Below are 12172 nucleotides of genomic sequence, written 5' to 3'. Positions count from 1 at the left end.
GCTTCCCCCTCCATCGTTCGGCTCTTAGTGCACGCGATGGCGACGGGCGGCAACGGGGGTAGGAAGCGGTGGGTATGCAGATCGGGGGGAAGCCGGACCCGCCATACGAGCCCAGGCTATCTATGCCAGCCGGACAGGAGCGCCCGGCAAGGTATACATGACCGCCTTTTTTCGACGATCTCAGATACAATGGTCAGGAGCGATCATTCGCCCCGACCCGATTCAGACCGCTTGCACGGTGTCCGCCACCGCCACGACAGGCGCCGGGGTGTCGGTATGCGAGCGCGCATCGCGTGCCGCCTCGGTACGGCGCGAACGCTGCGCCATGGCCGCCCAGGCGGCCTCGGAACGCAGACAGCGTTCACGCACATTGGCGAGGTCGGTGATCGCTGCCTGATCGCGACAGTCTGTGGCCCGTTGGTCGAAGATTTCGGAGTCGCGCATGGTTACGCCTTTCATCGGATAAACAGGCCAGCAGGATCAGGTGGCAGCGGGGCCTCGCCGGTTTGAACCGGTATTGCCCCGCCGCGACACGAGATCAGTCGACGGGCTGGAGATTCACCGCCGCCATCTTGCCGCGCCGGTCTTCTTCCAGCTCATAGCCGACGCGCTGGTTCTGCTGGAGCGTGATCATACCGGCCCGCTCGACGGCGGAGATATGAACGAAGGCGTCCGTGCCACCGGCGTCCGGCGTGATGAAACCATAACCCTTGTCGGCATTGAAGAATTTGACGGTACCGTTCTGGCTCATAGCCTATTTCCTTGCATGACGGGTCGGCCGGGATCAGCGGACCCAATGGGGCCTCGACTGCAGGGAAAGAAGGAAGAAGGGCGTGCCAGGCGCCAAAAACCGTCGATGTGCGACTAAAGCAACAGGGATATGGGGATCAGGCCGCCAGATCGCAACCACCCGCATCCGAAGAAGGTGGTGCCGCGCGACGATATTCGTCCGCGATGCGCAGGATCTCGGCCTTCGTAAAGGTCATGCCGCCCGCATCGGCGACCGTATCGGTTTCGCGCCAATAATCGATTTCGGCCATGCGGACGGGGCGCATCGCCACGATACCCACCCAGTGCGCCAGCAGGACGTCGAGCTCGCGAAACCCGTTGGCGGTCACCCGTGCCCGAACCGTACGCCGACGCTCCGACAGGGCGGCGGCGGGGGTCGTCCAGAGCGGTGCGATCCGATCCTCGACGACGCGTATCCCGTCCAGCAGCGCGCGATGGGCGCGGCGCCGCTCGCCCGGAGTGATGACGACCGGCCCCTTGATGGACAATGTCCGTACGGTGGGGGCCCGTACCGACGACGTCCTGATCGACGGAGAATTCTGGGAGCGGGTATCGCAGCGGACCTGCGGCAGCGGGACGGTATCGATAGGGACGGCTCCGGCGCGACAAGCGGGAGCACGAATGTCTCTCAGTCACCAGCGCTTGCATAACCCAATCCGGCGATGATCGACGCTATCAGGTCACCACCGCTCCGTCGCGCGGAATCGGTCTGACCGAAGTAAATTTATCTCAGGATAATTTTTGCCGCCACCAAAAGACATTACAGACGTTTCATCAAAACCATCACCATGACGGCCCCTTCGCTCGAGCGCCATGTGCTTGCGAGGGCATATTCTCTGGATGATGGTCGAGACAGGTGAAAGGGAGCCGGGATTTGGCCGAATGCAATGAATTCTCGGTGTCGCGCCGGGGTATGATCGTCGGTGGCGCCGCAACCGCCATGGCCGTCTCCGCGCCCACCGCCGCCGCCGATGCCCAGAGCCGAAAGACCACCATGCCGCCCGATCCCGCCGCCATGCCCGTCACGATGAAGGTGAACGGCCAATCCCGATCCCTGTCGATCGACCCGCGCACCACCCTGCTCGATACGCTTCGCGAACGTCTGCACCTGACCGGCACCAAGAAAGGCTGTGACCACGGCCAATGCGGTGCGTGCACGGTGCTGGTGAACGGCGAGCGGATCAATAGCTGCCTGAGCCTTGCGCTCCAGCACGAAGGCGACAGCATCACCACGATCGAGGGACTCGGCACGCCCGAGAAGCTGCACCCGATGCAAGCCGCCTTCGTCCGGCACGACGGTTACCAGTGCGGCTACTGCACGCCGGGCCAGATCTGCTCGGCGGTGGCGGTGCTCGACGAGATCAAGCGCGGCGTGCCCAGCCATGTTCAGGCCGACCTGACCGCCAGGCCCCAGGCCTCCGGCATGGAAATGCGCGAGCGGATGAGCGGCAATATCTGCCGCTGCGGCGCCTATTCGAACATCGCCGACGCCATGGCGGATGTCGCGGGAGCCAAGGCATGAAGCCCTTTACCTATGAGCGGGCGCGCGACGCGATGGCGGCGGCACGCGCCGCGACCAAGCCCGGCGCGAAGTTCCTCGCGGGCGGCACCAACCTGCTCGACCTGATGAAGATCGAGGTCGAGACGCCGACCCATCTGATCGACGTGCAGGATGTCGGCCTGAACCGGATCGAAAAGACCAGGGAAGGCGGCCTTCGCGTCGGCGCCTTCGTCAGCAACACGACGCTGGCCGCAGACGAGCGCGTGCGCCGCGATTACGGCGTATTGTCGCGCGCGATCGTGGCCGGGGCAAGCGGGCAGCTGCGCAACAAGGCGACGACGGCGGGCAATCTGCTCCAGCGGACCCGCTGCCCCTATTTCTACGACACCAACATGGCCTGCAACAAGCGTAAGCCCGGTTCGGGATGCAGCGCGATCGGCGGCTATTCGCGTCAGCTGGCGGTCGTCGGCACCAGCAGCGATTGCATCGCTACCAACCCCAGCGACATGAACGTCGCCCTGCGGGTGCTGGACTCGGTGGTCGAGACAGTGAACCCGGAAGGCCAGACCCGCGCCATTCCGATCGCCGACTTCCACCGCCTGCCGGGCAACACGCCGCATATCGAAACCGCGTTGCAACCAGGCGAGCTGATCACTGCGGTCACCCTGCCGCGCCCGATCGGCGGCACGCATATCTATGAAAAGGTGCGCGACCGTGCCTCATACGCCTTCGCGCTCGTATCGGTGGCGGCGGTGATCCAGAAGGACGGCACGGGCCGCGTCGCGGTCGGCGGCGTCGCACACAAACCCTGGCGGGTGGAGGCGGCGGAAGCCGCCATGCCGCAGGGGGCAAAGGCGGTGACGGCCCGGCTGTTGGCCGATGCCCGACCCACGTCGGACAATGCATATAAGGTGCCGCTCGTCGAACGGACGCTGGCGGCCGCAATCAGCCAGGCGAGGACCGCATGAAGTTCACCGAGCCCGCGGGCACCAATCCCATCGACCGCATGGCCGTGGTTGGGCGCGCGCACGACCGCATCGACGGCCCGCGCAAGACGACCGGCATGGCGCCCTATGCCTATGAACATCATGCAGAGGCACCCAATGCCGCCTATGGCTGGATCATCGGCGCGGCCATTGCCAAGGGTCGTATCCGGTCGATGAACTTGGACGATGCGCGCGGCGCGCCGGGCGTGCTGAACATCGTCACCGCCAACGAGGCGGGGCCGCTGGGCAAGGGCAATTTCAACACGGTCAAGCTGCTCGCGGGCCCCGATGTCGACCATTATCACCAGGCAGTCGCCATCGTCGTCGCCGAGACGTTCGAACAGGCCCGCGCCGCCGCCGGACTGGTCCGCATCGACTATGAGCGCGCCAAGGGCCAATATGACCTGGATGACGCGCTAAAGTCCGCTCCCTTGGCCGGTGCCGAGGAAGGCAAGCCGGGCAAGGAAGACCGCACTGGCACGTTCGAGTCGGCGTTTTCGGCCGCGCCGGTGCAGGTCGATGCGACTTATACCACCCCCGACCACAGCCACGCGATGATGGAGCCCTTCGCCTCCATCGCGTCGTGGCAGGGCGATGAGCTGACCGTCTGGACCTCGAACCAGATGATCGCCTGGGGTCGTGGTGATTTGGCCAAGACGCTGGGCCTGCCCAAGGAAAAGGTACGGCTGATCTCGCCCTATGTCGGTGGCGGTTTCGGTGGCAAGCTGTTCCTACGTGCCGATGCCGTGATGGCGGCTTTGGGCGCGAAGGCGGCCGGGCGGCCGGTCAAGGTCGCGATGCAGCGACCGCTGATGGCGAACAACTCCACCCACCGCCCCGCGACGACGCAGCGTATCCGCATCGGCGCGACCAAGGACGGCGCGATCCAGGCGATCGCGCACGAAAGCGGGTCGGGCGATCTGCCCGGCGGCGGTCCCGAGACGGCGGTCAACCAGACCAAGCTGCTCTATGCCGGGCCCAATCGACTGACCTCGATGCGATTGGCGGTGCTCAACCTGCCTGAGGGCAATGCGATGCGTGCGCCCGGCGAGGCACCAGGCATGATGGCGCTCGAAATCGCGATGGACGAAATGGCCGAAAAGCTCGGCATGGACCCGGTCGCCTTCCGCGTGAAGAACGACACGCAGGTCGATCCCGAAAAGCCCGAACGTCGCTTTTCGCAGCGTCAGCTCGTCCGCTGCCTGGAAGAGGGCGCACAGCGTTTCGGCTGGTCGCAACGGAATGCCAAACCGGCCCAGGTCCGTGACGGACGCTGGCTGGTCGGCATGGGCGTCGCCTCCGCCTTTCGCAATCACATGAACATGAAGTCGGGCGCGCGGGTCACGCTGGGCAGGGACGGGCGCGTGTTGGTCGAGACCGACATGACCGATATCGGCACCGGCAGCTATACGATCATCGCACAGACCGCCGCCGAAATGATGGGCGTGCCGATGAACGCGGTCGATGTTCGGCTGGGCGACAGCGACTATCCGGTGTCGGCGGGCTCAGGCGGGCAGTTCGGCGCGGCCAATGCGACGGCGGGCGTCTATGCCGCCTGCGTCAAGCTGCGCGAGGCGGTGGCGCAGCGGCTGGGCTTCAATTCGGCGGATCTGACCTTTGCCGACGGCAAGGTGTCGGGTGGAAACCGGTCGGTCGCCTTGCGCGATGCCGCCTCCGCCGGCGCGCTGACCGCCGAGGACCGGATCGAGTTCGGCACACTCGACAAGACCTGGCAGTTGTCGACCTTCGGCGCGCATTTCGTCGAGGTCGGGGTCGACGCCTATACCGGCGTCACCCGGCTGCGGCGGATGCTCGCGGTGTGTGCGGCGGGACGTATCCTGAACCCGATGGCGGCGCGCAGTCAGGTGATCGGGGCGATGACGATGGGCGTCGGCTCGGCACTGATGGAAGAGCTGGCGGTCGACAAGCGCTTCGGCTTCTTCGTCAACCACGACCTGGCGGGTTACGAGGTGCCGGTCCATGCCGACATTCCGCACCAGGAGGTCGTCTTCCTGGAAGAAGCCGACGACAAGGCCAATCCGATGAAGGCCAAGGGCGTGGGCGAACTGGGCCTGTGCGGCGTCGGCGCGGCGGTGGCGAATGCGGTCTATAACGCAACCGGCGTCCGGATCCGCGACTATCCGCTGACGCTGGAGAAGCATCTGGACAAGCTGCCCGTGATTGCGTGACCAACTTCATCCCGCCCTCACCCTTCCCACCCGCTGACGCGGGCGGGCCCCTTCCCTCTCCCATCGGGAGAGGGAGGGAGGCGCGAAGCGCCGGAAGGGTGAGGGTATCTCAATCGCGCATCGCGGCCACCAGTTCGCCATGACTGGGCAAGTCCGCCACCGCCCGGTCCCCGAATAGCCGAAGCTTGCGGAACAGCCGCTCGGCCTCGCCCGACGAACCGGCAGGCGTGCGATCTCCATCGGCAAATCCCATGCCGTAAAGAATATACTGATAGTTGAAATAGGCGAAACTCTCGACGTCCAGTGTGAAGTCGAACCGTCCCGGCGGACGATAACGCCACTGCTCCAACAGGTCGCGCAGCCGCTCCGAGATCGAGCCGGGCTCGCTATTGTCCCGCCAGAAGGGCTCGTCGCGGCGGCTGAGGCAGTAATGCAGCTTCAAGAAATCCACGATCGTCTGATACCGCGCGGTCATCAGCATGTTGAACCGCGCGGCGGGGGCCGCGACGGGGCCGTGATGTGGGAACAATTCGGCCAGCATCGCCACCGCCGCCTCGATCAGGACGATCCCGGTCGACTCCAGCGGCTCCAGAAAGCCGCCAGCCAGCCCGACCGCGACGCAGTTCCCGATCCAGGGTCGTCGCCGATATCCGGGTTCGAAGCTCAAAAGCCGTGGCTCGAGCGTCTCCGGATCACGACCCAGATATGCCGCCAGCGTGGCCAGGGCCGCGTCGTCACCCATATGCGCATCCGAATAGACGGTGCCGATCCCCCGCCCCTCGGCCAGGCCGATGTCCCAGGTCCATCCCGCCGGGTGAGCGGTGGCGATCGTCATCGTCTGGAGCGCGGAAACGCCCTCCTCGTCATGCGGCACCCGGCACGCCAGCGCGCGATTGGTGAACAGCTGGTCACGCACCGACACCAGTCGCTGGCCCAGCACGCCCTCGATGAGTTCGGCCCGCTGGCCGGTGCAGTCGACATAGAGATCGGCGGTCAGCACCCCCTGCCGATCGGTCAGGACATGGTCGATACGGCCGTCCTCGCCCACCGTCGCCCCGGTCATCCGGCCATGCAGGTGGCGAACGCCCAGCGCGACCGCATGATCGGCCAGTAACGCGACCAGCCGGTGCGCGTCGAAATGATAGGCATAGCTGAGCGGCCCGTCGAACGCCCCCTCACCCGCCGATTTCGGTCCGCGTCCGGCCGTGGCCACGCGGTGCTGGATCGTCACCGCCTCGGCAAAGGGGCGGCGCGTGGCGGGATCCTGCGCCAGCCAGTGCGCGACCAGGTCGACGCCATCAGCCTGAAAGGGCGGGTCGAATGGATGCCAATACCGATGGCGTCGCTCCGCCGCCGGGGCGTGACCCCAGTCATCGAAGCGGATACCCTGTTTGAAGGTCGCACCCGCCGCGCGAATGAACCGCCCCTCGTCGATCCCCAGGAAGCGCAGCGTGTTGCGAATGGTCGGAAAGGCGCCCTCGCCCACCCCGATCGGTCCGATCTCGGGCGCTTCCAGCAGCGTGATCGTGACGCCCGGCCGATCGCCCAGGAACCGCGCCAGATAGGCGGCGGTCAGCCATCCTGCGGTGCCGCCGCCGACGATCAGGATGGATTTTCCCTTTCCCTCCGTCACGCTCACATCCTCACGAACAGGTTGCGGAACCAGGGCGATCCCCCGCGCGCGGCCTGTCGCCAGTCCTCACCCACGGTCTCGGGCACGAAACCCCAGGGGCAGAACAGCTTGGGCCGCCCGATCTTGTACGCCGCGACGTGCCGCGTGACGAGGGTCAAGCCATGGACAAGTGCGGTCGCCACCAGCAGCGCATCGCGGGTCTGCGCATAGCCCAGCCCCGCCGAGCGCCGTACGACCGCCATATCGACCGGCAGGATCCGCCCCTCAAAGGCGGGCAGTACCCGATCAGCGATCCAGTCCCCCGCCTCACCGCCTTTGCGCGGTGGGGGTATATCCTCCTGCAGATCGAGCAGCGAAACGGCGGACAGGAACAGTTCGTGACGCGGCAAGCCCATCGCCCAATCGACCAGCCCCGGATCGGCACCGCCGCCCCGCGCCCCGCGCAATTCGGCCACCACTCCCGCATCCAGCAGATACATTAGCGGGTCCGGTCCCAGTCGCGCCGCCCGACGGGTGCCGGAGCCGCCTCCTCGGGCATGGCGAGCAGATCGACGATATTATCGCTCTGTCCGGCCAATTGCCGAAAGGCCCCGATGCCCAGCAGCACATGGGTGGGCCGCCCGCGATCGGTGATGAACACCGGCTCGATTCGCGCCAACCGCTTGGCACGGCTGACATCCTGGTTGAATTCCCGACTGGTCAGCGTCTTCATATCGCCCAAAACCGGATGCGGCCCACATCCGATATGTAGGCACGTACCTACCTTGTAGCATCCGAAACACACTAAGCGAGGGGGCCGGGAAAATCGGTCGAACGCGGGAGAATTCCCATTGCAAGACGATGCCGCTTGCCCTCGCTATCCGGCAACCGTTCGTTCAGACGACCGGTACGGAGGGGGGACGCCATCGATGAATGACGCGATCGACAGTTTCTGGAAGACGGCCGGTGGCATGTTGTCGCCACACGGCCCCGCGACCGCGGGGGCGGCGGCCAGCTATGTTCCCGGCGACTACAGCATCCATTTCTTCCTTCAGCTGGCGGTAATCCTGCTGGCCTGTCGCGTGGTCAGCTGGGCCGGACAGCGTTTCCTGGCCCAGCCGCCGGTGGTGGGCGAGATGATCGCGGGCGTCGTGCTGGGTCCCTCGCTGCTCGGCCTGTTCTTCCCCGATTTGCAGGGGGCGATCTTTCCGAAAGAGACGCGCAACGTCCTGTATGCGGGGGCACAACTGGGCGTGGCGCTCTACATGTTCCTGGTCGGCCTGACCCTGCGGCTCGATCATTTCCAGTCCAAGGCGCGAAGCGCGATCGCCGTATCCGCATCGGGTGTCATCGCCCCCTTTCTGATCGCGGTGGCGATCACGCCGTTGCTGTTGACCGTGCCGGGGCTGTTCGCGGCGGGGATCAGCCAGGCCAATGCGACATTGTTCCTGGGTGCGTGCATTGCGCTCACCGCCTTTCCGATGCTGGCGCGGATCATCAACGAGCGCGGGCTGGCCAACAGCCCGCTCGGCACCTTGTCGCTGGCGGCGGGCGCGTTCGACGATGCCGCATCCTGGTGCGTGCTCGCCCTCGTGCTGGCGACTTTTGGCGGCGGCAGCGGCGTCGCCATCCTCGCGATCGGCGGGGCGGTGATCTATGTCGGCTTCCTGCTCCTTTTCGGCCGCCGCCTGCTCGCACCGCTCGGCCGGGCGGTCGAGGCCAGGGGTGAGATGTCGACCAATGTGCTGGCGGTCACGCTGATGGCCTTTTGCCTGTCGGCCTTCATCATGGATGCGATCGGCGTGCACGGCATCTTCGGCGGCTTCATCCTGGGTGTCTTCATGCCGCGCGGCCTGTTCGTCGCGGAGTTGAAGAAGAAGGTCGAGCCGCTGGCCGTCGTCCTGCTGCTGCCGATGTTCTTCACCTATTCGGGGCTGAACACGCGCATGGACATGGTCAACTCGCTGCCGCTGCTGCTGATCGCGCTCGGCATCCTGGCCGCCTCGATCGCCGCCAAGTTCGGAGCCTGCTATTTCGCGGCACGCGCCTGTGGCGAGGACAATCGCACCGCCATGGGGATCGGCGCGCTGATGAACTCGCGCGGCCTGATGGAGCTGATCATCATCAATATCGGGCTGCAAAAGGGTATTATCGGCCCCACCCTGTTCTCGATGCTGGTGCTGATGGCGATCGTGACGACGATGATGGCCAGCCCGCTGTTCGAATTCGTGTATGGCCGCAAGGCGCGGGTGATGGGCGAGATGGAAACCCTGAACAGCGCGAGCGCGTGAACCGCGCATGTGCCGCAGACCCTGCTCCCGCCTTGGCGAGAGCGGGGTTTGTGGGGAGCGGTGGAAGCCTCATTTGCTTCAAAACCGTCCGTCTGAACCGAAACAATCGCCGTTGCCCCTGCCCTCCGATAGTTTGATCCGCCTGATCTAAAATGTCCGGCAGAGACCGGGGCCGTGCTCCGGTTTGGCTCGCAAGCGCCAAGATGCAGGCCCGGCGGGTCGACAGCCTGGGGCAGGTCAAGAAACCTCGGGATCGCGCACAAAAAAAGGGGCGGCCGAGGCCACCCCTTCTCGTCCGACGGACCGGTCGTTGCCGACCGGCCCTTTCGGCCATGCCGGAAATCAGGCAGTCTTCTTGCGACGACGACGCGACGCAGCGACCAGGCCACCGATGCCGGCGCCGAACAGGGTCAGCGTGGCGGGTTCCGGCACCGAGGTCGGCGCGCTGTTGAAGAAGGTCACATTGTCCAGCTCGAACGCGTCCGAGGAGCTGGCGAACTTAAGGCCACCGATCTTCTGGCCGGTCAGGCTGTTCAGCGTGTACGTGACATACTGATTATACTTGGGATCGGAATAAGCGTTGCCGCCCTCGACGTTCGAACCCGGCGACGCCACGAAATTGCCCGAGAAGCTGTCGATGACGTTGCCCGCAGTATCGAGGATCGACAACAGATTGTACGAGTCGATCGACCCCCAATACAGGCTGACGCTCTCGAAGCCCGACTTGGTCGAGTCGGTTGCCTTCAGCGTTGCGGTCTTGCCGCCGTTGACCGACAGATACTGGGTCGTATCGCCCAGCGGTGCGCTGGTGCCGTTGACATTGCCCGTCTGCAGAACGCCGCCGCCGCTCAGCGAGAAGCCGTTCTGCGTGTAGCTTGCGCCGGTGCCCGCACCGTTGAAGTCGACGGTCGCCGTGCCGTACCGCACCGCCGTCTGATCGCCGGTCGCCGAGGTGACCGTGCCCTTGGTCGGCGCGGTGGTGGTGGTGGTGGCGCTCGCCGGGGTCGAAACCACGACGCCGGTGGCGATACCAGCCACGGCGATCATCCTTGCAATACGAGCCATCTCCAGCCTCCCTGTTTTGTACCGAATATCAATATGTACAGTGTGATGGCCGATAAGACGCGTCATCGCCACACCCGATCCCCACCATCAGCGTCCCGATACGGATCAACCGTCCCGATACGGCGCATTTCCAGCGATGCCATCGGCTTAGGCGGCGCGGCGACGCCGCCGGACCACGCTGGCCAGCCCGGCAAGCCCTGCGCCGAACAGCGCGATCGACGCGGGTTCCGGCACCGAAACCGGAGTTGCACCGAAGAACGAGATGTCATCCACCTCGAAGGCGTGCCCCAGGATATTGGGCGACGAAAAGCGCAGGCCGCCGATCAGTTGCCCGTTGGCGGGATCGATTCGATAGGTGACATAGCGGTTGCTGCTGGCCAGCAGCCCGCCCGATACGTCCGCCCCGGTCAGCCGGTCGATCACCTGACCTGCCATGTCCAGGATATCCAGCACGTTGGCGCTGTCGATCGAACCCCAGTTCAGCGCGATGCCGCCATAGCCGAACTTCGGATCGGCATTCAGGGTCGTCGTGGTGTTGGGCATCGTGACCAGAAACTTGCTGTTATCACCTGCGGGCGCGAGGTAATTCCAGTTGAAGAGCCCCCATTGCGATGACGATGCGACCAGCCCGCCGTTCAGCGAGAAACCATTGGGCAAGCCCGCGTTGAAGTCGACCGTCGTCGATCCCGCGGGCGGCGTCAGCTGTCTGGTGTAGCTGTCATTGGCCTCGGTCGTGAACGTCCCCGGCGCGGCCTGCACCGTGGTCGCGCCCGCCGCCATGATGGCGATCGCCGCAAGTCCGGATGCGAGGCGTGATGCCATGCGGCGATCGAAGCGGATCATGGGTCGTTCTTTCTCTGGGCCAATGCAATTTGCCCGGTCCTATCGCATTCGTGGCGGCGCGAGACAATTCCTTTACCGATCAAAGACTTCCCAAAATCTGTTTCAGGACAAGACATAGTGATTGCCATGCCGACGGGCATTTACCTTATATCAAGGACAGCGGGGTGATAGGAACGCCCCGAGCCATCAACAGGGATGATCCATGAAACGCCGCAAGAAGCTCCTCGTCATTCTGGGCGTCGTGCTCGTCCTTCTGATTCTCGCCGTCACCGTGCGCGGCTTGCTGCGCCGCCCCGCCGATCGTCCGACGCCACCACCGGTCTTTGTCGAGCGCCCCACCGCCGCCGTCGATCCAGCCGTGGCCCAGGCCGCCGCAGCCAAGGCGCCGGGCGACGCCGCCGCGCAGAAGAAGCTGGGCGATGCGATGCTGGCAAAGCGTCGCTTCGACGAGGCCGCCACCGCCTATCGCGCGTCGTTGGCCATCGATCCCAACCAGCCGCTGGCGTGGTCGGCACTGGGCGAAGCGCTGATGCAGACCAGCAATAGCGAGGGCGTCGGCCTGCCCGCCGGTGCGGCGGAGGCCTTCCGCAAGGCGGTGGCACTCGATCCGCGCGATCCGCGTGCCCGCTTCTATTTCGCGATGGAAAAGGATCTGAAGGGCCAGCATGACGAGGCCATTGGCGAGTGGCTCCAGCTTCTTCGCGAAGTGCCTGCCGGGTCCGACGCGGATGAAGCCATCCGGTCGGCGCTGGCCGCCTCGATCAAGCGCAACGTCCAGTTGATCCGTCAGGCCGCCGACGAGGCGGGCCGCGCCCAGCCGCGATACAAGGCTCAGCAATAACCCATCCTATCAGGCGACAGAGAGGCGCGGACGGCGAGAGCGGTCCGCGCCTTTT

General features: G+C 65.4%; 13 protein-coding genes. 5 read left to right on the top strand and 8 right to left on the bottom strand.

Going from position 1 to position 12172, the window contains the following annotated elements; translation table 11 throughout:
• Nucleotides 1-222 precede the first annotated feature (222 nt).
• From U1703_RS15400 to U1703_RS15390, 3 genes are all read right to left on the bottom strand, one after another.
• Nucleotides 223-444, bottom strand: coding sequence for a hypothetical protein (locus tag U1703_RS15400; protein WP_320450741.1), 222 nt, complete (start codon nt 442-444; stop codon nt 223-225).
• Nucleotides 445-538: 94 nt separating this feature from the next.
• On the bottom strand, nt 539-751 hold the full coding sequence (locus tag U1703_RS15395) for a cold-shock protein (RefSeq protein WP_320450740.1): 213 nt from the start codon (nt 749-751) through the stop codon (nt 539-541).
• A gap of 136 nt (nt 752-887) precedes the next feature.
• Entirely contained in the window at nt 888-1277 is a 390-nt protein-coding gene (locus tag U1703_RS15390) for a hypothetical protein (protein WP_332786386.1), read from the bottom strand.
• Between the two features lie 386 nt (nt 1278-1663).
• Between U1703_RS15390 and paoA the strand changes: the two genes are divergently transcribed.
• Genes paoA through paoC form a run of 3 tightly spaced genes read left to right on the top strand, consistent with a single transcriptional unit; the run spans nt 1664 to nt 5465 of the window.
• Nucleotides 1664-2311, top strand: coding sequence for an aldehyde dehydrogenase iron-sulfur subunit PaoA (gene paoA, locus U1703_RS15385; RefSeq protein WP_332786385.1), 648 nt, complete (start codon nt 1664-1666; stop codon nt 2309-2311).
• A complete protein-coding gene (locus tag U1703_RS15380; protein ID WP_332786384.1) occupies nt 2308-3258 on the top strand; it encodes an FAD binding domain-containing protein in 951 nt (316 codons plus the stop codon). The genes paoA and U1703_RS15380 overlap by 4 nt, the downstream gene beginning before the upstream one ends.
• Nucleotides 3255-5465 carry an aldehyde oxidoreductase molybdenum-binding subunit PaoC gene (gene paoC / locus U1703_RS15375; protein WP_332786383.1) on the top strand — a complete coding sequence of 737 codons (2211 nt, stop codon included), beginning with the start codon at nt 3255-3257 and terminating at the stop codon, nt 5463-5465. The genes U1703_RS15380 and paoC overlap by 4 nt, the downstream gene beginning before the upstream one ends.
• Before the next feature lie 109 nt (nt 5466-5574).
• Here the strand turns inward: paoC and U1703_RS15370 are convergent, their stop codons facing one another.
• From U1703_RS15370 to U1703_RS15360, 3 genes are read right to left on the bottom strand one after another with little or no spacing between them, the layout of a single operon-like run.
• Nucleotides 5575-7098, bottom strand: a complete 1524-nt coding sequence (locus U1703_RS15370; RefSeq protein ID WP_332786382.1) for a tryptophan halogenase family protein — start codon at nt 7096-7098, stop codon at nt 5575-5577.
• A 2-nt stretch (nt 7099-7100) separates the two neighbouring features.
• On the bottom strand, nt 7101-7577 hold the full coding sequence (locus tag U1703_RS15365) for a PIN domain-containing protein (RefSeq protein WP_332786381.1): 477 nt from the start codon (nt 7575-7577) through the stop codon (nt 7101-7103).
• Complete coding sequence (locus U1703_RS15360) at nt 7577-7810, bottom strand: type II toxin-antitoxin system Phd/YefM family antitoxin (RefSeq protein WP_332786380.1); 234 nt, start codon at nt 7808-7810, stop codon at nt 7577-7579. The genes U1703_RS15365 and U1703_RS15360 overlap by 1 nt, the downstream gene beginning before the upstream one ends.
• Nucleotides 7811-8006: 196 nt before the next feature.
• Here U1703_RS15360 and U1703_RS15355 point away from each other — a divergent pair, with 196 nt between their 5' ends.
• The gene (locus U1703_RS15355; RefSeq protein ID WP_332786379.1) at nt 8007-9368 is read left to right on the top strand and encodes a cation:proton antiporter; all 1362 of its coding nucleotides are present in this window, start codon (nt 8007-8009) and stop codon (nt 9366-9368) included.
• 342 nt (nt 9369-9710) lie between these two features.
• Here U1703_RS15355 and U1703_RS15350 read toward each other — a convergent pair whose 3' ends face one another.
• The gene (locus U1703_RS15350) at nt 9711-10406 is read right to left on the bottom strand and encodes an Npun_F0296 family exosortase-dependent surface protein (RefSeq protein WP_332786378.1); all 696 of its coding nucleotides are present in this window, start codon (nt 10404-10406) and stop codon (nt 9711-9713) included.
• Nucleotides 10407-10580: 174 nt separating this feature from the next.
• Entirely contained in the window at nt 10581-11276 is a 696-nt protein-coding gene (locus tag U1703_RS15345) for an Npun_F0296 family exosortase-dependent surface protein (RefSeq protein ID WP_332786377.1), read from the bottom strand.
• A gap of 202 nt (nt 11277-11478) precedes the next feature.
• Here U1703_RS15345 and U1703_RS15340 point away from each other — a divergent pair, with 202 nt between their 5' ends.
• Complete coding sequence (locus U1703_RS15340; protein ID WP_332786376.1) at nt 11479-12117, top strand: tetratricopeptide repeat protein; 639 nt, start codon at nt 11479-11481, stop codon at nt 12115-12117.
• Nucleotides 12118-12172: the final 55 nt, after the last annotated feature.

Source organism: Sphingomonas flavida (assembly GCF_036663655.1).
In the GTDB taxonomy this organism is placed as follows: domain Bacteria; phylum Pseudomonadota; class Alphaproteobacteria; order Sphingomonadales; family Sphingomonadaceae; genus Sphingomonas.
The sequence above is the reverse complement of the archived record's forward strand: the minus strand, read 5'-3'. Positions and strand labels throughout refer to the sequence as shown.

Bases quoted from the DNA above. Each gene is read 5' to 3' on its own strand.
- U1703_RS15380 (WP_332786384.1), top strand. From the start codon at position 2,308: ATGAAGCCCTTTACCTATGAGCGGGCGCGCGACGCGATGGCGGCGGCA.
- U1703_RS15365 (WP_332786381.1), bottom strand. From the start codon at position 7,577: ATGTATCTGCTGGATGCGGGAGTGGTGGCCGAATTGCGCGGGGCGCGG.
- U1703_RS15400 (WP_320450741.1), bottom strand. From the start codon at position 444: ATGCGCGACTCCGAAATCTTCGACCAACGGGCCACAGACTGTCGCGAT.
- U1703_RS15345 (WP_332786377.1), bottom strand. From the start codon at position 11,276: ATGATCCGCTTCGATCGCCGCATGGCATCACGCCTCGCATCCGGACTT.
- U1703_RS15355 (WP_332786379.1), top strand. From the start codon at position 8,007: ATGAATGACGCGATCGACAGTTTCTGGAAGACGGCCGGTGGCATGTTG.
- paoC (WP_332786383.1), top strand. From the start codon at position 3,255: ATGAAGTTCACCGAGCCCGCGGGCACCAATCCCATCGACCGCATGGCC.
- U1703_RS15360 (WP_332786380.1), bottom strand. From the start codon at position 7,810: ATGAAGACGCTGACCAGTCGGGAATTCAACCAGGATGTCAGCCGTGCC.
- U1703_RS15340 (WP_332786376.1), top strand. From the start codon at position 11,479: ATGAAACGCCGCAAGAAGCTCCTCGTCATTCTGGGCGTCGTGCTCGTC.
- U1703_RS15395 (WP_320450740.1), bottom strand. From the start codon at position 751: ATGAGCCAGAACGGTACCGTCAAATTCTTCAATGCCGACAAGGGTTAT.